The organism is Bradyrhizobium sp. Kon10 (assembly GCF_055807395.1).
The window spans coordinates 345,820-368,443 of the sequence record NZ_JBVVOZ010000003.1 but is presented as its reverse complement, the minus strand read 5'-3'; the positions used below and the strand labels follow the sequence as shown (position 1 = coordinate 368,443).

Annotated in this window: 20 protein-coding genes; 14 read left to right on the top strand and 6 right to left on the bottom strand. The window is 65.2% G+C overall.

The window, feature by feature from the left end:
• Positions 1 to 72 precede the first annotated feature (72 nt).
• Positions 73 to 2,394 carry a molybdopterin guanine dinucleotide-containing S/N-oxide reductase gene (locus AC0L2O_RS07030; RefSeq protein WP_473369189.1) on the top strand — a complete coding sequence of 774 codons (2,322 nt, stop codon included), beginning with the start codon at positions 73 to 75 and terminating at the stop codon, positions 2,392 to 2,394.
• 91 nt (positions 2,395 to 2,485) lie between these two features.
• Here AC0L2O_RS07030 and AC0L2O_RS07025 read toward each other — a convergent pair whose 3' ends face one another.
• The gene (locus AC0L2O_RS07025) at positions 2,486 to 3,064 is read right to left on the bottom strand and encodes a TetR family transcriptional regulator (protein WP_369721535.1); all 579 of its coding nucleotides are present in this window, start codon (positions 3,062 to 3,064) and stop codon (positions 2,486 to 2,488) included.
• Between the two features lie 155 nt (positions 3,065 to 3,219).
• On the opposite strand from AC0L2O_RS07025, the gene AC0L2O_RS07020 reads away from it, so the two are divergent.
• The 10 genes from AC0L2O_RS07020 (at position 3,220) to AC0L2O_RS06975 (ending at position 14,117) form a co-directional block, all read left to right on the top strand.
• Positions 3,220 to 4,686: an MATE family efflux transporter gene (locus AC0L2O_RS07020; protein ID WP_473369188.1), complete on the top strand. Its 1,467-nt coding sequence runs from the start codon at positions 3,220 to 3,222 to the stop codon at positions 4,684 to 4,686.
• 143 nt (positions 4,687 to 4,829) lie between these two features.
• The gene (locus AC0L2O_RS07015) at positions 4,830 to 5,612 is read left to right on the top strand and encodes a MetQ/NlpA family ABC transporter substrate-binding protein (RefSeq protein ID WP_369721537.1); all 783 of its coding nucleotides are present in this window, start codon (positions 4,830 to 4,832) and stop codon (positions 5,610 to 5,612) included.
• Positions 5,613 to 6,004: 392 nt separating this feature from the next.
• A complete protein-coding gene (locus AC0L2O_RS07010) occupies positions 6,005 to 7,039 on the top strand; it encodes a putative FMN-dependent luciferase-like monooxygenase (RefSeq protein ID WP_473369187.1) in 1,035 nt (344 codons plus the stop codon).
• Positions 7,040 to 7,072: 33 nt separating this feature from the next.
• A complete protein-coding gene (locus AC0L2O_RS07005) occupies positions 7,073 to 7,690 on the top strand; it encodes a CMD domain protein (protein ID WP_369721539.1) in 618 nt (205 codons plus the stop codon).
• The gene (locus AC0L2O_RS07000) at positions 7,687 to 8,262 is read left to right on the top strand and encodes an alkylhydroperoxidase domain protein (RefSeq protein WP_369721540.1); all 576 of its coding nucleotides are present in this window, start codon (positions 7,687 to 7,689) and stop codon (positions 8,260 to 8,262) included. Before AC0L2O_RS07005 ends, AC0L2O_RS07000 begins: the two co-directional genes overlap by 4 nt.
• Before the next feature lie 61 nt (positions 8,263 to 8,323).
• Positions 8,324 to 9,481 carry an ABC transporter substrate-binding protein gene (locus AC0L2O_RS06995; RefSeq protein WP_369721541.1) on the top strand — a complete coding sequence of 386 codons (1,158 nt, stop codon included), beginning with the start codon at positions 8,324 to 8,326 and terminating at the stop codon, positions 9,479 to 9,481.
• 51 nt (positions 9,482 to 9,532) lie between these two features.
• Positions 9,533 to 11,356, top strand: a complete 1,824-nt coding sequence (locus AC0L2O_RS06990; protein ID WP_473369186.1) for an ABC transporter permease — start codon at positions 9,533 to 9,535, stop codon at positions 11,354 to 11,356.
• A complete protein-coding gene (locus AC0L2O_RS06985) occupies positions 11,356 to 12,207 on the top strand; it encodes an ABC transporter ATP-binding protein (RefSeq protein WP_369721543.1) in 852 nt (283 codons plus the stop codon). Before AC0L2O_RS06990 ends, AC0L2O_RS06985 begins: the two co-directional genes overlap by 1 nt.
• Positions 12,204 to 12,944: an ABC transporter ATP-binding protein gene (locus AC0L2O_RS06980; RefSeq protein ID WP_473369185.1), complete on the top strand. Its 741-nt coding sequence runs from the start codon at positions 12,204 to 12,206 to the stop codon at positions 12,942 to 12,944. Before AC0L2O_RS06985 ends, AC0L2O_RS06980 begins: the two co-directional genes overlap by 4 nt.
• Before the next feature lie 105 nt (positions 12,945 to 13,049).
• Entirely contained in the window at positions 13,050 to 14,117 is a 1,068-nt protein-coding gene (locus AC0L2O_RS06975) for a HoxN/HupN/NixA family nickel/cobalt transporter (RefSeq protein WP_473369184.1), read from the top strand.
• 24 nt (positions 14,118 to 14,141) lie between these two features.
• Here AC0L2O_RS06975 and AC0L2O_RS06970 read toward each other — a convergent pair whose 3' ends face one another.
• The 5 genes from AC0L2O_RS06970 to AC0L2O_RS06950 form a co-directional block, all read right to left on the bottom strand.
• Positions 14,142 to 15,653 (bottom strand): helicase HerA domain-containing protein, encoded by a 1,512-nt coding sequence (locus AC0L2O_RS06970; protein WP_473369183.1) that lies wholly within the window; start codon positions 15,651 to 15,653, stop codon positions 14,142 to 14,144.
• Positions 15,654 to 15,840: 187 nt separating this feature from the next.
• Complete coding sequence (locus AC0L2O_RS06965; RefSeq protein WP_473369182.1) at positions 15,841 to 16,905, bottom strand: ketopantoate reductase family protein; 1,065 nt, start codon at positions 16,903 to 16,905, stop codon at positions 15,841 to 15,843.
• Positions 16,906 to 17,066: 161 nt separating this feature from the next.
• Complete coding sequence (locus AC0L2O_RS06960) at positions 17,067 to 17,924, bottom strand: SDR family oxidoreductase (RefSeq protein WP_473369181.1); 858 nt, start codon at positions 17,922 to 17,924, stop codon at positions 17,067 to 17,069.
• A 38-nt stretch (positions 17,925 to 17,962) separates the two neighbouring features.
• On the bottom strand, positions 17,963 to 18,376 hold the full coding sequence (locus AC0L2O_RS06955) for a nuclear transport factor 2 family protein (RefSeq protein WP_473369180.1): 414 nt from the start codon (positions 18,374 to 18,376) through the stop codon (positions 17,963 to 17,965).
• Positions 18,377 to 18,466: 90 nt separating this feature from the next.
• Positions 18,467 to 19,936, bottom strand: a complete 1,470-nt coding sequence (locus AC0L2O_RS06950; RefSeq protein ID WP_473369179.1) for a mannitol dehydrogenase family protein — start codon at positions 19,934 to 19,936, stop codon at positions 18,467 to 18,469.
• A gap of 138 nt (positions 19,937 to 20,074) precedes the next feature.
• Here AC0L2O_RS06950 and AC0L2O_RS06945 point away from each other — a divergent pair, with 138 nt between their 5' ends.
• From AC0L2O_RS06945 to AC0L2O_RS06935, 3 genes are all read left to right on the top strand, one after another.
• A complete protein-coding gene (locus AC0L2O_RS06945) occupies positions 20,075 to 20,887 on the top strand; it encodes a FadR/GntR family transcriptional regulator (protein WP_473369178.1) in 813 nt (270 codons plus the stop codon).
• Between the two features lie 79 nt (positions 20,888 to 20,966).
• Positions 20,967 to 21,932 (top strand): sialic acid TRAP transporter substrate-binding protein SiaP, encoded by a 966-nt coding sequence (locus AC0L2O_RS06940; RefSeq protein WP_473369265.1) that lies wholly within the window; start codon positions 20,967 to 20,969, stop codon positions 21,930 to 21,932.
• Between the two features lie 109 nt (positions 21,933 to 22,041).
• On the top strand, positions 22,042 to 22,620 hold the full coding sequence (locus AC0L2O_RS06935) for a TRAP transporter small permease (RefSeq protein WP_473369177.1): 579 nt from the start codon (positions 22,042 to 22,044) through the stop codon (positions 22,618 to 22,620).
• The last annotated feature ends 4 nt before the right edge of the window (positions 22,621 to 22,624 follow it).

The following is a 22,624-nucleotide window of genomic DNA, read 5'->3' as shown; positions in this document are numbered from 1 at the left end:
CGCTCATTATATTGTCGCGTTGTTTGCGGCCGGAGCGGCCTACGCGGCGCTTCCTGCGATGAGGACCACGCGATGGATGATACGATTGGCTTTCCCGACCCTGGCCTCGATCTGTCGGACGGCTTCAAGCCGCATACCTCGCATTGGGGCGTGTTCTCGGCCCGCAACAGCGCGGCCGGGCTCGAGGTCCGGGCTTATGCGGGCGATCCCGATCCGAACGGCATCATCGACAATTTTCCCGGCGCCTTGCGCCACCAGGCGCGCATCGCTCAGCCCGCGATCCGCCGCGGCTGGCTCGGGCGCGGCCCCGGTCCTGACGATCGCCGCGGCCGCGACGAATACGTCTCCGTGAGCTGGGAGAAGGCGCTCGATCTGCTTGGCGACGAGCTGGCGCGCATCCGCGATACGCGCGGCCCCGGCGCTGTGTTCGGCGGCTCCTACGGCTGGTCGAGCGCAGGACGCTTCCATCACGCGCAGAGCCAGGTGCATCGCTTTCTCAACATCGCGATGGGCGGTTATGTGCGGTCGGTGAACTCCTATTCCTCGGGCGCGTCCTCGGTGCTGCTGCCGCAGATCCTGGCGGGCTACGAAGACATCACCAAGCGCAACGTCACCTGGGAGCAGATCGCGACCGAGACCGAAATCGTGCTCGCGTTCGGCGGCATGGCGCTGAAGAATTCGATGGTCGCCGGCGGCTCGATCAGCAAGCATGTCGAGCGTGGCGCGATGGCAGCGGCGCGCAAACGCGGCTGCGAGTTCATCCTGGTGAGCCCGCTGCGAGACGATCTTCCGGCGGAAGCCGGCGCCGAATGGATGACATGCATTCCCGGCACCGACACGGCGCTGATGCTCGGCATCGTCCACACGCTTGTCACTGAGGCCCTCCACGACCAGGCCTTCCTCGATCGCTACACCGAAGGCTGGCCGGTGTTTTTGCGCTATCTCACCGGTGAGGGCGATGGCCAGGCCAAGGACGCCGCATGGGCCGCCGCGATCTGCGGCATCAATGCGGACGCGATCCGCACGCTCGCGCGCCGGCTTGCCGGCAAGCGCGCGCTCATCACCGTCTCGCATTCGCTGCAGCGCGCCGAGCATGGCGAGCAGCCGGTCTGGATGGGCATGGTGCTGGCGGCAGCGCTCGGCCAGATTGGCCTTCCCGGCGGCGGCTACGCCTATTCGTTGGGGGCGATCGGCTATTACGGCCGCCGCGTCAACGACGTCCCCGGGCCGACGCTCGGGCAGGGCCGCAACGCCGTCCGCGATTTCATTCCGGTGGCGCGCATCGCCGACATGCTGCTCAATCCCGGTAGCACCTATCGCTACAATGGCGAGACGCGCACCTATCCGGACATTCGCCTGGTCTATTGGGCCGGCGGCAATCCGTTCCATCACCACCAGGACATCAACCGCCTGCGCAAGGCGTTCGCGAAGGTGGACACGCTGGTCGTGCACGAGCTGGCCTGGACCGCGACGGCGCGGCACGCCGACATCGTGCTGCCCTCGACCATGACGCTCGAGCGCGAGGACATCGGCTATTCCAGCAACGATCCGCTAATGGTCGCGATGCACCGCATCGCCGAGCCGTTTGGGCTGGCGCGCGATGATTACGATATCTTTGCCGATCTCGCCGATCGTCTCGGCGCCCGCGAGCCCCTCACCGAAGGCCGCACGTCGAGAGAATGGCTGCAACATCTCTATGAGCCGACCCGCGCTTCGCTCGCGGGGCGCGGCCTTGAGGCTCCGAGCTTCGATGAATTCTGGCAACGCGGCAGCCTCGTGGTGCCGCAACAGCCTGACGACGGCGGGCGGCTGCGCTCTTTCCGCGATGATCCCAGCGCCCATCCGCTGCCGACGCCGAGCGGACGCATCGAGATCTTTTCGACGAAGATCGCGGCGCATAACGATGCCGATTGTCCGGGCCATCCGGTCTGGCTCGACAAGAGCGATGTGCCGAAGCCGGACGCGCCGTGCTTCCTCGTCGCCAACCAGCCGGTGACGCGCCTGCACAGCCAGCTCGATTTCGGCGGGCATTCGCTCGCGGCAAAGCACCGCGGCCGCGAGGTCGCGCGCATGAACCCGCGCGATGCCGAGGTTCGCGGCATCAAGCATGGCGACATTATCCGCCTGTTCAACCAACGCGGCGCCTGCCTTGCCGCGGTGAACGTCACCGACGCCATTGCGCCAGGCGTGGTGCAGCTTCCCACCGGTGCCTGGTACGATCCGATGGATCCCGAGGACGAGGCGCCGCTCTGCGTTCACGGCAATCCCAACGTGCTCACCCGCGACATCGGCACATCGTCCTTCGCGCAAGGCTGCACCGGCCAGCTCACGACCGTGGAGGTGGAGAAGTTCACCGGCAATCTGCCGCCGATCCGGGCTTTCGATCCGGTGTAGGGGAACGAATGATACGATCGGCGCTTGCTGCCGCCGCAATCGATAGCTGCGCAAGACCAGCGAACGAAGCCCGACAAATCGTTGCGTGATGCTATCGCTGCGCGCCGGCGAGGGCGACCGCGGCCTCCACTGCATTCTCCAAAATCTCGTCGGATAATTGTCTGTCGTCGACCGCACGTGCCAGTTGCAGCGCGCCGACCATCGTCGCGTAGATCGTGATCGCCTTGCGCCGTCGGTCACGGGCCGAACCCGATGGAATCTGCTCTGCCATCAGCGCGATGACGTCGGACATCTTCGTGGTGAAGGCGTTACGCGTCGCCTTCGGATGTCGCGCGATTTCGGCGGCGAGCGCAGCGGTTGGGCAACCGGTTCCCGCGTTGTCGCGGTGTCGCGTCGAGAGGTACTCACGGATGGTGGTTTCGATCGCGACACCGTCTTCGAGATTGGCCTTATGCCGCTCTTCGCGCCGGGTGAGCGCTTCGGTCAGCACCTCGCGCACCAGATCCTCCTTGGAGGCGAAGTGCGTGTAGAAGGCGCCATTGGTCAGCCCTGCCGCCGACATGATGCCCGCGAGGCCGACCGCGGCGATGCCGCTCTCGCGGAACTGCGCGGAGGCGACATCGAGAATGTGCCGGCGCGTGTCGTCCTTGCGTCCCTTGTCGTAGCGCATCCGTCCGGACTCCCTCCTGCGGCACGGGTTGAGCCCGCGGCCACGGGATCGTGAGCGACTTGTCTATTGCATTACGGTCATAATAATGAATTATGATCGTAATGCAATAGCGCCCTGAGGGGCGGCAGCTTTCGGGAATAACAGGATCGTAACGCATGTCAGTCGAGGACGTCGCTGCATCGCCATTGTCCGTCGCGCAGCCCCTCGCGCGCGCGGCAGCTCCGGTTCGGTCCGCCACGCCGGCGGCTCAAGGCCCAAGCGACCGGACGCGCGCCGCGCTGCTGACGGCGCCGATCCTGCCGACGCTGCTCAAGCTGGCGCTGCCGACAGTGACCGTCCTGGTGGCGCAGACCGCGGTCAACATCGCGGAAGCCTATTATGTCGGCTATCTCGGCACGGATGCGCTGGCCGGTGCCGCACTGGTGTTCCCGATCTTCATGCTGATGGCGATGATGTCGAATGGCGGGTTCGGCAGTGGCGTCGCCTCGTCGGTGGCGCGCGCGATCGGCGCCGGCCGCCGCGAGGATGCGGAGGCGGCACTGTTCCACGCCGTCGTGCTGGCGATCATCGCGGGCGGGCTCTTTACGCTGGGGGCAGTGCTCGGTGGCCCGGCGCTTTTCCGCACCCTCGGCGGCCGTGGCGGGGCGCTCAGCGCCGCCATCACCTATTCCAACTATCTGTTCGCCGGTGCGATTCCGGTCTGGATCGTCAATCTCCAGGCGGCCGCATTGCGGGGCTCCGGCAACGTCAAGGTGCCCGCGCTGGTGACCCTGATCGGGGCGATTGTGACCATCCCGGTCTCGCCGCTTTTGATTTTCGGCTATGGGCCGGTCCCAAGCCTCGGCATCGGCGGCGCCGGCATCGCCTTCGGCCTCTATTACGGCGCGGCGATGCTGTTCCTGCTGCGCTACATGTCCACGGGAGCGTCCGGCCTGACGCTGCGCATCGTGCGGTTGCGTGCGAGAGTTTTCGCCGACATGCTGAAGGTCGGCATCCCCACCGCGCTCAACGCGGTGCTGAGCAATCTCACCGTCATTCTCGTCACCGGCGCGGTCGGCCTGTTTGGGACCTCAGCGCTTGCAGGTTACGGCATCGCCTCGCGGCTCGACTATATCATGATCCCGCTGCTGTTCGGCATCAGCACGGCGACGTTGACCATGGTCGGCGTCAACATGGGCGCAGGCCAAATGGCGCGTGCGCAAAAGATCGGTTGGGTCAGCGGCGTCGCCGGCATGATCATGACGGGCACGATCGGCCTCCTGGTCGCGATCTTCCCGACCGCCTGGCTCAATCTGTTCACCCACGACGCCGAGGTCGTGAACGAGGGCATGACGTACCTGCGCATCGTGGCACCGGCCTATGCCGCGCTCGGCTTTGGTTTCGTCACGTCCTTCGCCGCGCAGGGCACCGGCCGCGCAATGGGTCCGCTGGTTGGCGCGTTCGCGCGGGTCCTGATTGCGGCCGGCGGCGGCTGGATTGTGGTCGCGGGCTTTGGCGCGGGAATGACCGGCCTCGCCACCACGGTCACGCTGTCATTCGCCGCCTACGCCGCGATCTGCGTGCTGATGATGCTGTCGCCGTCGACCTGGCGCGCCGAGCAACGCGCCTCGCGCGGGGCCTGATCTTGGTCGTTTCCCATTTGATCGCTAAAGGAGAAAGGTCGCCCGCCGCGGGCGACAAATAGGAACTTTCTTTTCATTGATTTCGCACTCCGGGCGGAGGAAGACGGTCCCAGTCGTTGTTACAGCTGCCACGGAGACCCAAGATGTCGTTTCGTTCCGCCCTGATCCTCTCAACCGTGCTCGCCGCATGGTCGGCTGTGGCTTCAGCCGAGACCATCAAGATCGGCGTGACACCGGGGCCGCATGCGCAGATCCTGGAGGCTGTGAAGCCGGTCGCCGCCAAGCAGGGTCTCGATATCCAGCTCATCGAGTTTTCCGACTATGTGGTGCCGAACGCGGCACTCGATGCCGGCGATATCCAGGCCAATTCATTCCAGAACCAGCCCTATCTCGACAACCAGAAGGCTGACCGCGGCTACAAGATCGAGTCCGTCGGCCTGACGGTGAATTTTCCGATCGGCGTCTACTCGAAGAAGCACAAAGCTTTCGCCGACATTCCCGACGGCGGCAAGGTCTCGATCCCCAACGACCCGACCAATGGTGGCCGCGTGCTGCTGCTCCTGCGCGACAAGGGCGTGATCAAGCTGAAGGACGGTGTCGGCTTCAAGCCGACGGTGCTGGACATCAGCGAGAATCCCAAGAAGCTGAAGTTCATCGAGGTCGACGCCGCGCAGGCGCCGCGCGCGCTCGATGACGTCGATGCCGCCGCGATCAATACCAACTATGCGACGCAGGCCGGACTCGATCCCGTGAAGGACCCGATCCTGCGCGAGGATCCGAAGGGCCCCTATGTCAATTTGATCGCGGTGCGCACCGCGGACAAGGACAAGCCCTGGGTCAAGATCCTGGTCGACAGCTATCACACGCCCGAGGTGAAGGAGTTCGTCCTGACCAAGTTCAAGGGCGCGGTGCTGCCAAGCTGGTAGGGCGGGACACGCGCGTCGGCGGGGCGGGTTGCACGAGATCGGATGCCGCTTGACCGTGGGCGTAGAAACGTTGTCTGCCCAGGGCTACAAATTTGAACGTTCATTTCATTGATTTCGTCCGCCGGGCAGGAGAAGACCGTCCCGTTCGGCCGCGGCCGCGAGCAGCAAGATCGGTGTTAGATTGTGATCGAAGGTTATGACACGCGCAAGATGAGGAAGTTCGCTCTGGCCAGCTTCAACGCGCGATCGCGCCCCGTTGGTAGGCAGATGGCCTGCCGTCCTCCGATGCAACGAGCTCGGGGACGTGGCAGCCTTGCGCATTGGCCGCTTGTCTCGGGCTGCGGCAACCGACATCATCGGGGCCGTGGCAATATCCGCCCGGCAGGGGTCGTATGAAACGCTTTGCAAAATTGAAAAGACTGGGGTTCTTCACGCGGCTGCTCGACGAGGCGCCGCCGGCCGAGCGCTATCGCTTTGCGGCCGAGCAGATCGTGCGTGCCGAGAAGGCGGGCCTGGATTCGGCGTGGATCGCCCAGCATCATTTTCACGAGCGCGAAGGCGGACTGCCGTCGCCCTTCACGTTCCTCGGCTATGTCGCCGCGCAAACCTCGCGCATCCGCCTCGGCACCGGCATCGTTACCCTGCCGTTGGAAAGTGCGGTGCGTGTGGCGGAAGACGCCGCGGTCCTCGATCTGCTTTGTGATGGCCGGTTCGAGCTCGGCGTCGGCACCGGCGGCAACCCGTCCGCTTTCGCGGCCTTCGGCCTCGACAGCGCCCAGCGCAACGAGATCTTTGCGCGCAATCTGGAGGTCGTGCGGACCGCGCTTGCCGGTAAGCCGCTCACCGGCGGCGACACGCTCTATCCGCAGCGGCCGCAACTGGACGGCCGGATCTGGCAGGCGACGTTCTCGGTGGCGGGCGGTGCGCGTGCCGGCAAGGCCGGCGACGGCCTGCTGCTGTCGCGCACCCAGCCGCGGACCAAGGATGCGCCGAATGCCACGCTCGCCGACATCCAAAACCCGGTCATCGATGCTTATCTGGCAGCGCTGCCGCCGGGCCGCGAGCCCCGCATCATGGCCTCGCGCACCATCTTTGTTGCCGACGACCGCCGCGAGGCGATGCGGCTCGCGGACCTTGGATTGCGGCGTGCGCTGCCGCAGTTCATGAAGAGCGGTCACCTTGCTCCGGGCGAGACGCTGGAGGAGATGATCACGGCCTTCGACACCCATGTCGGAGCGGCCGATGAGGTCATCGCCTCACTGCGTGCCGACGCGACCTTGGAGCGGGTGACCGATCTGGTCTTCCAGGCCCACTCGGTCGATCCGCCGCATCCCTATATCCTGCGCTCGATCGAATTGGTCGCGGACAAGGTCGCGCCGGCGCTGGGCTGGACCAGGACGGCGTCCGATGTGGCGCTCGCGGGCTAGTCGGGATTCCACGGAATTGGTTGAGGCTGAAATATGAGTACCAAGGATATCATCGACACGCTCGCCGGGATCGAACCGGGCTCGAGCCTGGATGCCATCCGGGCGAAACGCGTGCAGGCGCGCGACAATGCGCAGAAGAGCTATCTCGCTCTGTTCGAGCCGATTGACGCCGGCGACTTCTCGCACGCGGAACGCGCGGTGGTTGCGCTCTTCGTCGCGGGTCTTCATGGCGAATCGCCGGTGACCGCCTTCTATCGGGCGAAGCTTGCGGCGAGCGCGAATGGCGCGGCTCTGGTCGAGGCGATCGAGGCCGAGATCGCGCATGGCAAGACGTCTGGACCATACGGCGCCTATCCGGCCGGACCTTTGTCGGCGGAGGACACGACCGGCTTGAACTATCGCGTGAGGGCAGAGCGCAGGCCGTTGCTTGGCGCAAGGCTCGTCGCGGCGCTCGAACATGCGCATCTCCTGGTGTTCCGGCCGCGCGACGCGGCATCGGCGGATATGAAGGCGCTGCTTGCCGCCGGCTGGTCGAACAGCGGCATCGTCACACTGTCCCAGCTCGTCGCGTTCCTGTCGTTTCAGGTGCGGGTCGTCAGCGGTTTGCGCACGCTTGCCGCGGCCAATGCGTATGAGAAGGCTGCATCATGAGCACCATCAATCCGCCCGTCGTCTTCACCCAGGACGAACTTGGCTGGGTGTCCTGGATCGACCCGCTGCCTGAGGCTGAGCTGACTGAGCGGCATTTCGCCGGCCTGGTCGATCGATCCCGTGCCAAATCGGAATATTTCCGGCTGCTCGTGCGTGATCCCGAGGTGCTGGAAGCCCGCACCAAGACCGACAAGGACATCTTCTACAACGTCGCCGACGGCCTGCCGCGCGCCGAGCGCGAGCTCGCGGCGGCCGCGACCTCGCGCTACAATGGCTGCATCTACTGCGCCTCGGTGCATGCGCGATTTGCCAGTACCTATTCCAAGCGCCGCGACGACGTGCAACGCTTGCTCGACGAAGGCGTTGGTGCCGATCTCGGCGAACGCTGGAACGCCGTCGTCAAGGCCTCGGTTGCGCTGGCCTCGACGCCGATCGCGTTCGGCCCCGACAACATCGAGGAATTGCGCCGCATTGGCCTCGACGATGCCGAGATCGTCGACGTCATCAACAGCGCGTCGTTCTTCAACTGGGCGAACAGATTGATGCTGTCGCTCGGTGAGCCGACAAAATAGGCATCTTCGCTGGCACAGAAATTGTCGCTTGTTTTCACCACCAAAGTAGATGGAGCCGTGCATGAGCAACATCAATCGCCGAACCCTGATCAAGAGCTCGCTTGCCGCCGTGCTGGCGGGAACAGCACTGTCGCGCGCCGCTGTCGCAGATAGCTCCGAGCCGATCCTGCTCGGCGTCAGCGGTCCGCTGACCGGGCCGAATGCGCAATATGGCACGCAGTGGAAGCAGGGCTTCGACCTCGCGCTCGACGAGATCCTCGCGGCCGGCGGCATCAACGGCCGCAAGCTCGCCTACAGCTTCGAGGATAGCCAGAGCGATCCGCGGCAGTCGGTGGCGATCGCCCAGAAATTCGTCTCCGATCCCAGGATCGTCATGGAGCTTGGCGACTTCTCCAGCCCGGCATCCATGGCGGCGTCACCGATCTATCAACGGGCGGGTCTGGTGCAGTTCGGGTTCACCAATTCGCATCCCGATTTCACCAAGGGCGGCGACTACATGTGGAGCACCTCGGTCAGCCAGGCCGACGAGCAGCCGCTGCTGGCGAAATATGCCGTGAAGGGCCTCGGCCTCACGAAGCTCGCGGTGCTGCACCTCAATACGGATTGGGGCCGCACCAGCCGCGACTATTTCGTCAAGGCGGCCAAGGAATACGGGGCCGAGATCGCCGTCACCGAAGGCTACATTGCGGAGGAGCGGGACTTCCGCTCCACGCTGGTCCGAGTCCGCGACGCCAACCCGGACGGGCTCATCCTGATCTCCTATTATTCCGACGGCGCGCTGATCGCGCGGCAGGCCCGCCAGGTCGGGCTGAAGCAGACGATGTGTGCGGCGAGTTCGGTCTACTCGCCGAAGTTTCTGGAGCTCGGCGGCGACGCCGTCGAAGACGTCCATGTCGGCACGCGCTATTTCCCGGAAGATCCGCGGCCCGAGGTGCAGAAATTCATCGCGGGCTTCAAGAAGAAGTACAACGGGCTCGAGCCCGACGCCTTCAATGCCTATGCCTATGACGCGATGAACATGGCGGCTGCCGTGGTGAAGATCGGCGGCACTGACCGCCGCGCCATCCGTGACGCCTTCGCCAAGGTCAAGGACGTCTCTAGCGTCATCTTCGGCACCGCGACGTTCGACGTCGAGAGCCGCCGCGTCAAGGGCGCGATGAATGCTGAGCTCGTCGTGCGCAAAGGGCAGTTCGCGCTTTGGGACGGCAAGCCGACTTGACATGATGGCCGGAGTGGCACTCCGGCCGCGCTCTCTTATTAGGACCATCGCGTGTCTTCCTGGCTCGACTACACGATCAACGGGCTGATCGTCGGTAATGTGTACGCCCTCGTTGCGGTCGGGCTCGCGCTGATCTTCGGCGTCAGCCGGCTGATCAATTTTGCGCAGGGGTCGATCTATCTCGTCGGCGCCTATATCGGCTGGGTGGCGGTGGTGCAGCTGCACACGCCGCTGCCGCTCACCATCATCCTGGTCGCAGTGGCGGCCGCACTGGTCGGGCTGATCATCGAGCGGTTCGGCCTGCGTCCGCTCCAGAATTCGGTGCGGATCGCGCCGCTGCTGGCCACGATCGGCATCAGCTTCGTGCTGGATCAGCTCGTCATGCTGACGTTCTCGCCCAATCCGCGGGCGCTGCCGAGCCAGTTGCCCGATGTCCGCTTCCAGGTCGGTGGTGGCACGATCGGGCCGCTTGATCTGCTGATCGCGGGTGTCGGCATCACCAGCGCAGTGCTGCTGTTCGTTTTCCTGCGCTACAGCAAGCTTGGCTGGGCGATACGCGCCACGGCGCAAGACCGCGACGCCGCGATGCAGATGGGCGTCGACGTCAACCGCGTCAATCAGGCCGTGTTCGGCATCGCCGCCGCGCTCGGCGGCGTCTCCGGCCTGCTGGTCGGCATGTACTACAACCAGATCGACACCGCGATGAGTCTTCAGGCGACGCTCAAGGGCGTCGTTGCGGAAGTGGTCGGTGGCGCCGGCAATGTGCCCGGCGCCGTGGTCGGCAGCCTGCTGCTCGGCTTGGTCGAGAGCTACGGCGTCGCCGTGTTCGGCACCAGTTACCGCAATCTGTTCGCGTTCCTGCTGCTGGTGCTCGTGCTCGTACTGCGACCGAACGGCCTGTTCGCGAGCGCGCGGCAGGCGCCGCCGGAGCCGCTCACCGGCACCTTCATCGCGCCGAGCCGTCCCGTGCGCGTTCCGCGCTGGGCGTTGCTGGTCGCGGTCGGTGGCTTCGCGATTCTGCCGTTTTTCCCGGTGTCCTTCTACGTGCTCCAGACCCTGATCAATGCCTGGCTGCTCGGCATGCTCGCGCTCAGCCTCACGCTCGTCGCCGGAACGATTGGTCAGGTCTCGCTCGGACACGCCGCGCTGCTCGCGATCGGCGCTTACACGTCCGCGCTGCTGTCACTGACCTTGTCCGTTCCCGTCGGTCTCGCCATCATCGCCGGCGGCCTGATGAGCGCCGCACTCGGTACGGCCCTGATCTCGCCGTCGTTTCGCCTGCGCGGGCATTACGTCTCGATCGCGACGCTCGCGATCGGCGAGATCGTCTCGCTGGTGATCCTGAATTGGGAAAGCGTCACGCGCGGTCCGATCGGCATTTCCGGCATCCCGCCGCTGTCGCTGTTCGGCTATGACCTGATCAGCGCCACGTCGGTCTACTGGTTCAGCTTTGCTGTCATGGTCGTGCTGGCGTTGCTGCAGGCGCGTTTGCTCGGCTCGCATCTCGGCCGCAGCTTTCGCGCCATTCGCGACGACGACATCGCCGCGCGCGCCTATGGCCTCAGCCTGAACCGCTACAAATCGCTGGCCTTCATCTTCGGCGGATTCGCCGCCGGCGTCAGCGGCGGTATCGCGGCGCATCTGTATTCCTACATCAACCACGAGACCTTCAACACGCAGCAATCCATCCTGGCGCTGACGGTCGTGATCCTCGGCGGCCTCGGCAATGTCGTCGGCGCCGTGGTCGGATCGGTCGCGCTGGTCGGCTTGCCGGAAGTGTTCCGGATCGCGGCCGAGTATCGCATCCTGATCTACGGCATCGTGCTGTTGCTGCTGGTGCGGTTCAGGCCGCAGGGCCTGTTGGGGACGATCTGATGGCGGACACGTGCGCTGTACCGCTGTTGTCTCTCCGCGGGTTGACGCGCCGCTTCGGCGGCCTCACCGCTGTCGACGGCATCGACCTTGATCTCGCCAAGGGCGAGCTGATCAGCATCATCGGCCCGAACGGCGCCGGCAAGACCACCCTGTTCAATCTCGTCACCGGGCTCGACCGGCCCGATGCCGGCGATGTCGGCTTCGAAGGCCAGGATATCACCGGCCTTTCGCCGGAACGGCTGGCGGCGCGGGGGATCGCGCGCACATTCCAGCTCGGCCGCGTCTTCGGCAATCTCAGCGTCATGGACAACGTCCTGATCGGCGCCCACACGCGGTTGCGCGCGGTCAAGCCGGCGGTGCCGATCATCGGCCCGCTGCTGGAGTTGGGCCTGGCGCTGCTACGCCCCGCCAGTGTCAAGGCGGAAGAGGAGCGGCTGCGGGAAGAGGTGAAAACCATCCTCTCGCGCTTCGGCGAGCGGCTGCTGCCGCGCATTGACCAGCCGGCCTACAGCCTGTCCTACGCCAACCGCCGCCGCGTTGAGATCGCGCGCGCGCTCGCCCTGAAACCGCGGCTGTTGCTGCTCGACGAGCCGACCGCCGGCATGAACCCGAGCGAGACCGCGGAGATGCAGGGCCTCGTCGCCGAGCTGAAAGCGGAAGGGCTGACCATTCTCCTGATCGAGCACAAGCTGGAGATGGTGATGCGCCTCTCCGACCGCGTCATCGTCATGGACGAGGGCAAGAAGATCGCGGAAGGCGCCGGTGAAGCGGTGCGTAACGATCCCAAGGTGATCGAGGCCTATCTCGGCCATGGCCTGTCGGGCGCAGCCGAGCAGGAGAGCGCGGCATGACGAGCTCATCTGCCGATCCGCTGCTGGTGCTGTCGAACGTCAACACGTTCTACGGCCAGGCCCAGGTGCATTTCGACCTCACGGTCAATGTTGCGCGTGGCCATATCGTCTGTCTGCTTGGCGGCAATGCCAGCGGCAAGTCGACAACCATGAAGATCATCCTCGGACTGGTGAAGCCACGCTCGGGCGAGGTCAGCTTCGATGGCGCCTCGCTGATTGGCCTCTCCACGCCGCAGATCGTTCGCTGCGGCATTGCCTCGGTGCCGGAGGCGCGGCGGCTGTTCGCGGACATGAGTGTGCGCGAAAACATCCTGATGGGCGCCTTCGTGCGCAACGACCGCGAAGCCGTCGCGCAGGATCTCGAGCGGATGCTCGCGCTTTTCCCGAAGCTCGGCCAGCGGCTGTCGCAGCGCGCCGGCTCCCTGTCGGGTGGCGAGCAGCAGATGGTCGCCATGGCGCGCGCGCTGATGAGCCGGCCGCGGATGATCGTGATGGACGAGCCGACCATGGGCCTATCGCCGCTCTATGTCGATCGCGTGCTGGAGCTGATCAGGACCATCAACCAGGAGGGCGTGTCGGTGTTCATGGTCGAGCAGAACGCCAGTCTCGCGCTCGAGATCGCGCATGAGGCCTACGTGCTTCAGACCGGCAAGATCGTGCTGTCCGGCTCGGCACGGGCGCTGAAGGACGATCCGCGCGTGCGCGACGCCTATCTTGGCGGGTCCGAAGCCGCCTAGCGGGAGCTCTGCGCAACCCCGTCCCGGCGGTCCGGGATTGCAGTAGCTAGTGTGATCATTCTATGGAAGGATCATGCCAATGTGGTGTCGGCAAGAATGGGGCGTGTGACGAAGTTGTCTTGGCGGGTGGTCAATCCCGGAACGGTGCTGCTGTTTGGTGGGCTCATAGCCGCTAATGTCGCCGCATGGGCCTGGGCGTTCGCGCTGTTCGCCGATCGACCCGCGGTGATGGCGACGGCGCTGCTCGCCTGGGTGTTCGGCCTGCGCCACGCTGTCGATGCCGACCACATCGCGGCCATCGACAATGTCGTGCGCAAGCTGATGCATGCGGGCAATGCGCCGCGAAGCGTCGGTCTCTACTTCGCGCTCGGCCATTCCACTGTCGTCGTGCTCGCGACCATGCTGCTGGCGCTCGGCGTGGTGAGCCTGGGTGGTGACAGCCTGCTCAGGGATGTCGGTGCCCTGGTCGGCACGTCGGTCTCTGCGCTGTTCCTGCTGGCGATCGCGGCGATCAATCTCGTCATCTTTGTTGGACTGTGGCGGATCTTTCGTCTCGCGCGGGAGCAGGGCGTTCGTGACTCGGCCCAGCTCGATGCGCTGCTCGCCGGCCGCGGTTTCCTGGCCCGCTTGCTCGGCCCGATGTTCCGCCTGGTGACAAAACCCTGGCACATGTTTCCGCTCGGACTTCTGTTCGGGCTCGGCTTCGACACCGCGACCGAGATCGGTCTGCTCGGCATTTCCGCCACTGAGGCCGCCCACGGCGCCTCGCTCGCCGATGTCCTGGTCTTCCCTGCTTTGTTCGCGGCCGGCATGGCGCTGGTCGACACCGCCGACTCGGTGCTGATGGTCAGCGCCTATCGCTGGGCGTTCGTCGATCCCTTGAGAAAGCTCTGGTACAACCTCACCATGACCGGTGCCTCCGTCGCGGTCGCGCTGTTCATCGGCGGCATCGAGGCGCTTGGCTTGATCGGCGACCGTCTCGGCCTGTCCGGCGGCGTGTGGACGCTGGTCGACGGCCTCAACGACTCGCTCGCGAATGTCGGCTTCGCGGTGATCGCGCTGTTTGCGACCGCATGGCTCGTTTCGGTCGTGCTCTACCGCCGCATGGTTGCGGATAGCGGCCGTGGCGCGCCTGAAGTGCTGGAATGCGTCGATGTGACCGAGGCGGCTTGATAGGTCGCCGATCGATGCCTCGCTTCAGGCAGAAGCGGCGCTCGGAGCCGGCTCTACCGGGAGATCATCGGCATTGGGATCACCGGGTGCCGTTGCCCAGGCCAACTCCACCAGCGTCACGAACCTGCGGCCGCCGCCGTCGAGCTGGCAGACGATCAGGCCCTGTTCTTCCATGTAGCTGAGCAGGCGCTGCGCCCGGCGAAGTGAATGCGAACCGTAAGCGCGCGCGATGGCGGCATCGCCGGGGCACGGCCAACCTTCTTTGGCGGCGCGCGCGACCATCATGAACACGCCCTGCATGTCGTCGGGCAGGATCGAGGCGCGCAGCGACACCTCCTGCCAGGCGTCATCCCCGGCGAGCTCGGCACCGAGACCGGCACGCGCATGCGTGATCATGCGGCGAAATTCGTTGAGGTCAGGCACGGCCGCGCCAAGGCCCTCGATGCGGCAGCGAACCACGAATTCCTGATAGAGCACACCGATGGCGCGGAAGCCGGCATCGGGTTCGGCCAGCACCGCGCGCAAGGTCCGGTCGACGCGCTCGCGCCGCTCTGCCAACGCTTCGGCGCTGACTGGCAGCTCGATCGGTTCAGGACGGGCTTCCGGCGCGGCGGCTTTCGCGGCGCGGAGTTGCTCGAGCAGGTCCGGTGCCGGCCGGCGCTGCGGCCGGCTGGTATCCGGCGGCGGCGCGGCAAGGATCACCGCGCGCGCGTCTTCCAGCATCGCCTCCGGCAGCGGCATCAGTCGCGGCGTGGCATTCCGCGGCTTGGTATCCGTCGCGCCGATATGCAGGCGCAGCGGACGGCGCGACAGCGCCGGGCCGAGCGCCATGAATTGTCCGCGCTCGAGATCGCGAAATGTCTCCGCCTGGCGCCGCTCCATGCCGAGCAGATCGGCGGCGCGCGCCATGTCGATGTCGAGGAAGGTCCGGCCCATCAGGAAGTTTGAGGCTTCCGCCGCGACGTTCTTGGCGAGTTTTGCCAGCCGCTGGGTCGCGATAATGCCGGCAAGCCCGCGCTTGCGGCCGCGGCACATCAGATTGGTCATGGCGCCGAGCGAGAGTTTTCGCGCCTCGTCCGACACCTCGCCGGCAACCGCCGGCGCAAAGAGCTGCGCCTCGTCGACGACGACCAGCATCGGGTACCAATGGTCGCGTGCCACGTCGAAGAGACCGCCGAGGAAAGCCGCCGCGCGCCGCATCTGATTCTCGGCGTCCAGCCCTTCGAGATTGAGCACGGTGGAAACGCGATGCAGCCGCGCGCGCTCGCCCGCGACCTGAAGGCCGCGCTCGGTATGATCCTCGGCCTCGATCACGAGATTGCCGAAATGCTCGGCCAGCGTGACGAAATCGCCTTCGGGGTCGATGATGGCCTGCTGCACCCAGGGCGCGCTCTGTTCCAGCAGCCGCCGCAGCAGATGCGATTTGCCGGAGCCCGAATTGCCCTGCACCAGGAGGCGGGTTGCCAGCAGTTCCTCGAGATCCATGGACGCCGCGGCGCCCGCAAGGGTCTGCCCCATCTCGATCGCAACCGTCATGACCCGACTCAAACCCCATCCTTCGCGGACAGGGGCTTTAACAATCAGATCGGGATGCGTCGAGCGAAACGGGACGAATTAACCCCTGTTGCCCACGGTGGAGTTCAGGCGTGATGCGACAGCCCTCGAATTCTTGCCTGGTCCGCTCGATCTCGGCGACGTGCATCGGTCTCACGCACAGTTCCTTTTACTGCGCGCCCGATCCGCCCAGCACGATCTTTTCATTCAGCTTCTGGTCCACAGTCTCGACCGTGCGGTCGATCTCGCCGTTCGGCAGGCCGAGCTGATGCGAGATCAGCTTGACCAGCAGGTCGACGCGCTCGATGAAGGGCGCACCGCTGGCGACCGCGCGCGCGGCCGATGACGGCTTGAGCAGGCTTTCGGCGGCCTTGGCATATTTCGCGAAAGGCACCTGGTCCTGCGGATCGGCGCCGAGCTTGCGGGCAATGGCGTCGACATGGTCGTAGATCGTCTGCGAGCGAGCGAGATCGCCATGCACGGCATCGCGGATCGACTGCGGCTCGTGCGGCGTGATGCAGCGGTAGTTGCCGGTCAGGAGCATCGACCATTTCGCCAGCGGCACGAACAGCGACGAGAACACCTTCAGCTTCACCGGCACGTCGTGGCCGTCGAGCGTCACCGCGTCGATGTCCGTCTCGAGCTCGCGCAACAGCTTGTTGTGCTTGTCGTCGGCAAACGCCGAGGCCTTGAAATTCGTGGGCAGGCCGACATGAAGCACGTTGGCAGCTTCCTCCGGCGGACGGAACGCCTGCGGATCGGGCGAGCACAGCGTCACCAGGCCCGGCTCGAAGCGCTCCCACACCTGTGCATTGGTGTAGGCCTCCTCCAGATCCATGTCCGCCAGCGCCGGGATACGCTTGAGGTAAGGCAGCGGTGGCATGTTCATGATGGACAGGCAGGGCAGCTTCGCCGCGGCGATCCTGACCATGAGAACGCGGACCGTATGGTTGGTGTATTGCGGCTCCTGCATGGCAAGGCCGACCATGTCGTAGCGGGACAGATCGACCTCGGCCGGCGTCACCGCGTCCAGTTTGCCAGGCAGGTCGCGCGAGAAGATCGCCCGGTGCACTGCTTCGTCACGCAGCTTGATGCGCACCTCGGTACCGTCGCGGTTGATCAGCTCCGCGGTCTTGGCGCGGCAGACCAGGGTGACGTTGTGCCCCGCCATCAACAGCTTCGTGCCCAGCAGCGAGCCGTAGGAAGCCCCAAGGATCAGGATATTGCGTGCCATGGCCTTCCTTCCGAGAAATCTCGTCGTATTTGGCCCGCACCGCAGCCCCGGGGCGGATTTGCGCGGCATGTAAAGCGAAGTCCCCCGCGCTGGCAACTGGGATAATGCATACAAGGGCGCCGGTATTCCGTGGCACGGACGGCCCGAGGCTCAATCCGGGATCACCGCGCTCCGCCTTCGCCCGCGTCCCACAACGCATCCAGGCCCTGGCGATAGTCCGGGAAGGCGAGCGTCACACCGAGCTCGCGCTTCGCCTTTGCGTTGGAGACCCGCGCATTGCCGCCATAGAAGCTCCGCGCCATCGCCGACATTTCGGCCGAGGCGAATGCTTCCTCGGCCGGGGCGGCAACGCCCATCAGCTTCCCCGCATAAGCGATCACATCCTGCGGCGGCGCGGGCTCGTCGTCGCAGATGTTCCATATGCCGCCGCCCTGATGGCGAACCGCGGCCATGATCGCGGTTGCGATGTCCGCGACGTGGATGCGGTTGAAGACCTGCCCCGGCTTGACGATACGGCGGGCCGAGCCCGCGCGTAGCGCCGCGAGAGCATTGCGGCCGGGGCCGTAGATGCCCGCAAGCCGCAGGATCGCGACGTCGCCGCCCGTTAGCTCGACCCAGGCCTGCTCTGCAGCGAGCCGGCTGCGCGTCCGTTCGAGAATGGCCTGCGGCGGCGTGGTCTCGTCGACCCATGCACCACCGTGATCGCCATACACGCCGATGGTGGACAAATAGATGATCTTTTGGCTGCGCTTCGCAGCCAGCGCGTCGGCGAATGCGCCAATCGCGGGATCGCCGTGGTTTCCAGGCGGGATCGACACCAGAAGGACGTCGGCCTTACGAACCTGCTCGACCGTCTCGCCATCAGGGTCGCTCCCGTGAAACACGTGCGTCTCGACGCCGGCGATCGTGTTTCGGTTCGCGGGATCGCGCACCGTACCGGCGATCTGCGTAAAGGCGCCGCCGAATCTGGAGACGAAATGCCGGGCGCTATAGCCAAGGCCGAGAATGAAGAGCCGCATTCGTCTTCCGTGCTGGTCGAAGTTCAGGCGCCCCCGCTTTAGTGAAACCGCCGGCTTGGGCCGGGCGGGTCCTCGTGGGTTTGCTCAATGATCTGCGCGATCGGACTCGACTGGTGATGAACGAGGCGCCAGCCGTCGCCAACGCGTCTGAAATGGTTGGCGGCGGCAAGCGCCGTCCCGTCGACGATCTCGATGCAGAGCACGCGCGCACTGTCGCCGTCGACGATCACCTGCGGCTCGGCACAGACGATCTGCGGCCGCTCCGGATTTTGCAGGATGTCGCGCCAGCTTCCGATCACGGTGGCGCGCCCGATGATGGCCGGCCAGCCGGGATGGATGCAGGAAATCGCGTCGTCATCCGCCCACATCCGTTCCATGCCGGCAAAGTCGCCGGTTGAGAAAGCAGTGTAGAAGGCCGCATTGGCGGCGATGACCTTGCTGTCCTTTGCCATGGCTCTCGGGTGGGGCAATGACAGGCAAAAATCAAGCGCGACTTCCGTCGAAATTGCCCGCCGTGCAACATTCTGCCGCCCGGTTTGTGGTCACGCCCAGACGAGCCTCTCCACAGCCTGCCGCGCGCCCTTTGCATAGAGTTGGGCGAGCGCCGCGGTCGCGGCCTCGCGCAGGCGCGGCTCAGCACCCAGCGGTCCGAACACCTTCTCGATTCCGAGCAGTGCGGGCGCGAGCCGTTCAGCGACGGGGCCGGCCTGCCGCGCCAGCGCTGCGAGCTCGCCGGCGAGGGGGTCGCGAACGTCGATGGCGCGGCCTTGCTCGTCGATCGCAGTGACGTAGCGCATCCAGCCGGCCACCGCGAGCGCATGCGTCGTGATCGGCAGGCCTTTGCCCAGGCGATCCTGCATCGCGCCGAGCAGGCGCTGCGGCAGTTTTTGCGAGCCGTCCATCGCGATCTGCCAGGTGCGGTGATGCAGTGCCGGATTGGAAAAGCGCTTGAGCAGCGAGGCGCGATAGGCCGCAAGGTCCGTGCCGGCCGGCATTGTCAGCGTCACCGCCGCCTCTTCCATCACCTGCGCGGCAAGACGCGCGAAATGCGGATCTGTCATGGTGTCGGCAATGGTCTCGTAACCGGCGAGATAGCCGAGATAGGCCAGCGCCGAATGACTGGCGTTGAGCAGCCGCAGCTTCATCAGCTCGAACGGCTTGACGTCAGCGACGAGCTCGACGCCCGCGGCAGCGAGATCGGGCCGTCCGGCGGCAAAGCGATCCTCGACCACCCATTGCGTGAACGGCTCGGTCGTCACGGGCCACGCATCGCGCAGGCCGAGCGCTGAGGCAATGGCGTCGCGATCGGCATCGGTCGTCTCCGGCACGATGCGGTCGACCATCGTGCAAGGGAAAGCGGTTGTATCCGCGATCCATTTGCCGAGATCCTTCGAGCGCAGCGCCGCGAACTGCGTCACGATCCGCTGCACGGTGTGACCGTTGGCGGCGAGATTGTCGCAGCAGAGCACGGTGAAGGGGGGAAGGCCCTGCGCCCGCCGCCGCGCCAGCGCAGCAACGATGAAACCGGGCGCCGAGCGCGGTACGTCAAGATTGCTCAAATCGTGCACGACATCCGGATGCCGCTCGTCAAGGTCGCCGGTCTGCGGCGTGTGGCAATAGCCTTTTTCGGTGACGGTGAGCGAGACGATGCGGATCGCGGGATCCGCCATCCTATCGACCAGTCCTGCCGGATTTTCGCGCGCGACCACGCTGTCGAGCAGCGCGCCGATGACGCGATGCTCGGTGCCTTCGGCCGCGCGAACGGCGACGGTGTAGAGATGGTCCTGCGGCGCGAGGGCGTCGCGCGTCTCCCGACTGCGCAGGCTTGCACCGACGATGCCCCAGTTGGTCGCACCGGCCGCAAGGCAATCGTCGATGACCACGGCCTGATGGGCACGATGAAAGGCGCCGAGACCGAGATGCACGATGCCGGCCCTGACGCGTGAACGGTCATAGGCCGGACGGCGGATGGACGGCGGCAGCCGGTCGAGATTAGCGCGGCCAAGCCGCATGGCGTCTCTCCCTTGGTTTGGCCGCTGCTTGACATGACGCCCGTCCCCGGTCAATGCTTCGGCCAATTGGTAAGGCCAATTATCCAAAATTGGCGGCCCCCGGGGTAACCCGGCGCGGCCGATTCAGGGAGGCCAGCCGTGCCGCTGGAAGCTGTGGAGGCGAGACGGCTCTATCGCCAAATCGCCGATCAATTGCGAGGGCTGATCGACAGCGGCGAGTACGCGGTCGGCAGCCGTCTGCCGACCGAGCGCGATCTCGCCGACCAGCTCAAGGTCTCGCGGCCGACGGTGCGCGAAGCCCTGATCGCGCTCGAAGTCGAGGGACGCGTCCGCATCCGCGTTGGTTCCGGCATCTATGTGATCGAACCCGCGGGCGCTGCGCTGGTGCCGGCAGCGGCCGTCATCGAAGGCCCGTTCGAGCTGTTGCGCGCCCGCGAATTCCTCGAAGGCGCGATCGCCGAGCAGGCCGCGCGCGTGGCGACGAAGGACGACGTTGCGCGTATCGATGCCGCCCTCGTCGCCATGGAAAATGTCGAGCATCCCGGCGAAGCCTCGATGGTCCATGATCGCGCGTTCCATGTTGCGATCGCCGGATGTCTCGGCAATGCCGTGCTGGTGCGGGTGGTCGGCGAGTTGTTCGACCAGCGCCTCAATCCTTATTTCGCACAGCTTGCACATTACTTCGAAAACCCCGGCACGTGGCGCACCGCACTCCACGAGCATCGTGCGGTGCGGAACGCAATTGCGGCGCGCCAACCCAAGGCGGCCCGCGACGCCATGCGCGATCATCTCGCACATTCGCAGGAGCGCTTCGCGCAGAACTTTGGTGCCGAAAACGCGGCAGCATCATCCTTAGTGCGGAAGCGACCAGCCCGGTCCCCGGCAAAACGATCAGGGCAAAAAGGACCGCGGAAGAAACAGGCCAAGAGCGGGGCCGCGCGGCGACGATGACATTGGGCGGCCCGCAACGCTTGGGGCGGGCGAATAAGAAGCAGACTTAGAAAATGGAGGAAAACAAGTGTTGAAGAAGATGATGATTGCCGCGGCCCTGTCCGCTGCCGCGCTGTTGGGGGCGACCAATGCCGGCATGGCGCAAACCAAGCTGAAATGGGCGCATGTCTATGAGACCTCAGAGCCGTTCCACACCGCCTCGGTCTGGGCCGCGCAGGAGATCGGCAAGCGCACCAACGGGCGCTATCAGATCGACGTCTATCCCGCGTCCCAGCTCGGCAAGGAAGCCGACATCAACCAGGGCCTCTCACTGGGCTCGGTCGACATCATCATTTCCGGCTCGAGCTTTGCGGCAAAGAGCTTCCCGCCGATCGGCGTGACCTATTATCCCTACACCTTCCGCGACGCCGATCATCTGCTCGCCTACACCAAGAGCGACATTTTCAAGGAGCTCGCCAAGGGCTACGAGGACAAGAGTGGCCACCATATCATCGCAGTGACCTATTACGGCGTGCGCCAGACCTCGTCGAACAAGCCGATCAAGACCTGCGCCGATTTGAAGGGCCTCAAGATGCGCGTGCCTGATGTGCCGGCGTATCTCGCCATGCCGCGCGCCTGCGGCGCCAATACCGCGCCGATCGCATTCGCTGAAGTCTATCTCGCGCTCCAGAACGGTACGGTCGAGGCGCAGGAGAATCCGCTGACCACGATCGAGGCCAAGAAGTTCTACGAGGTGCAGAAGCACATCGTGCTGACCGGCCACATCGTCGACCACCTCAACACGGTGGTGGCAGGCGCGCTGTGGAAGAAGCTCAGCGACGAGGACAAGAAGATCTTCACCGATGTCGCGCAGGAAGCTGCCGCCAAGGCGACCGAGGAGATCAAGCAGAACGAGGCCAAGCTGGTCGCCTTCTTCAAGGACAAGGGTCTGACGGTGACCGAGGTCGACAAGAACGAGTTCCGCGACACCGTGCTGAAGAACGTCGCGTTCGAGACCTTCGGCTACCGCAAGGCCGACTGGGACCGGATTCAGGCGGTGAAATGACCGAAGGTCATTCCGGGGCTCGCGAAGCGAGCACCCGGAATCTCGAGGTTCCGGGTCTGGTGCTACGCGCCATCCCGGAACGACGTAAATGAGTTCGAGGAGCAACCCCATGTCCACCGCCGAATTGCACCGGCAGATCACCGCGGACGAGATCGCCCATACCTTCGAGGAGGAGGCCACGCCGAAGGTCGATCTCGGCGTTTACGCTTTCGAGGATTGGGTGGCGCTGGCGATATTCTGGGTGATGGCGCTTGCCGTCTTCCTCCAGTTCTTCACCCGCTATGTCCTCAACGACAGCTACGCCTGGACCGAGGAGATCGCGACCTACTGCCTGATCGGCGTGGTCTTCATCGGCGCGTCAATGTGTGTCCGGCTGTCGCGGCACATCCAGGTCGACTTGATCTACCGCTACCTGCCGCATCTGGTGGCGCGCACGTTGTCCACGATGATCGACCTGATCCGGATCGCCTTCTTCGGCTACGCCGTCAAGCTGGTCTGGGTCTACATCCAGATTATCGGCGACGAGACGATGACCACGATCAATTTTCCCAAGAACTACGTCTATTACGCCGTGCTGCTCGGCTTCGTGCTGATGTTCGTGCGCTCGGTGCAGGTGGCGTTGCAACATCTGCGGCAGGGTTATTCGATCCTCGAATGTCCCGGCGCCTACGACGGTTTTGAAGGGTAAGGTC

Excerpts from the sequence above, each read along its gene's own strand:
- AC0L2O_RS07015 (WP_369721537.1), top strand. The coding sequence starts at position 4,830 with ATGTCGTTTCGTTCCGCCCTGATCCTCTCAACCGTGCTCGCCGCATGG.
- AC0L2O_RS06995 (WP_369721541.1), top strand. The coding sequence starts at position 8,324 with ATGAGCAACATCAATCGCCGAACCCTGATCAAGAGCTCGCTTGCCGCC.
- AC0L2O_RS06955 (WP_473369180.1), bottom strand. The coding sequence starts at position 18,376 with ATGGCAAAGGACAGCAAGGTCATCGCCGCCAATGCGGCCTTCTACACT.
- AC0L2O_RS07030 (WP_473369189.1), top strand. The coding sequence starts at position 73 with ATGGATGATACGATTGGCTTTCCCGACCCTGGCCTCGATCTGTCGGAC.
- AC0L2O_RS06985 (WP_369721543.1), top strand. The coding sequence starts at position 11,356 with ATGGCGGACACGTGCGCTGTACCGCTGTTGTCTCTCCGCGGGTTGACG.
- AC0L2O_RS06950 (WP_473369179.1), bottom strand. The coding sequence starts at position 19,936 with ATGCGGCTTGGCCGCGCTAATCTCGACCGGCTGCCGCCGTCCATCCGC.
- AC0L2O_RS07000 (WP_369721540.1), top strand. The coding sequence starts at position 7,687 with ATGAGCACCATCAATCCGCCCGTCGTCTTCACCCAGGACGAACTTGGC.
- AC0L2O_RS07005 (WP_369721539.1), top strand. The coding sequence starts at position 7,073 with ATGAGTACCAAGGATATCATCGACACGCTCGCCGGGATCGAACCGGGC.
- AC0L2O_RS06935 (WP_473369177.1), top strand. The coding sequence starts at position 22,042 with ATGTCCACCGCCGAATTGCACCGGCAGATCACCGCGGACGAGATCGCC.
- AC0L2O_RS06960 (WP_473369181.1), bottom strand. The coding sequence starts at position 17,924 with ATGCGGCTCTTCATTCTCGGCCTTGGCTATAGCGCCCGGCATTTCGTC.
- AC0L2O_RS06940 (WP_473369265.1), top strand. The coding sequence starts at position 20,967 with ATGATGATTGCCGCGGCCCTGTCCGCTGCCGCGCTGTTGGGGGCGACC.
- AC0L2O_RS06965 (WP_473369182.1), bottom strand. The coding sequence starts at position 16,905 with ATGGCACGCAATATCCTGATCCTTGGGGCTTCCTACGGCTCGCTGCTG.
- AC0L2O_RS07010 (WP_473369187.1), top strand. The coding sequence starts at position 6,005 with ATGAAACGCTTTGCAAAATTGAAAAGACTGGGGTTCTTCACGCGGCTG.
- AC0L2O_RS06980 (WP_473369185.1), top strand. The coding sequence starts at position 12,204 with ATGACGAGCTCATCTGCCGATCCGCTGCTGGTGCTGTCGAACGTCAAC.
- AC0L2O_RS07025 (WP_369721535.1), bottom strand. The coding sequence starts at position 3,064 with ATGCGCTACGACAAGGGACGCAAGGACGACACGCGCCGGCACATTCTC.
- AC0L2O_RS06970 (WP_473369183.1), bottom strand. The coding sequence starts at position 15,653 with ATGACGGTTGCGATCGAGATGGGGCAGACCCTTGCGGGCGCCGCGGCG.
- AC0L2O_RS07020 (WP_473369188.1), top strand. The coding sequence starts at position 3,220 with ATGTCAGTCGAGGACGTCGCTGCATCGCCATTGTCCGTCGCGCAGCCC.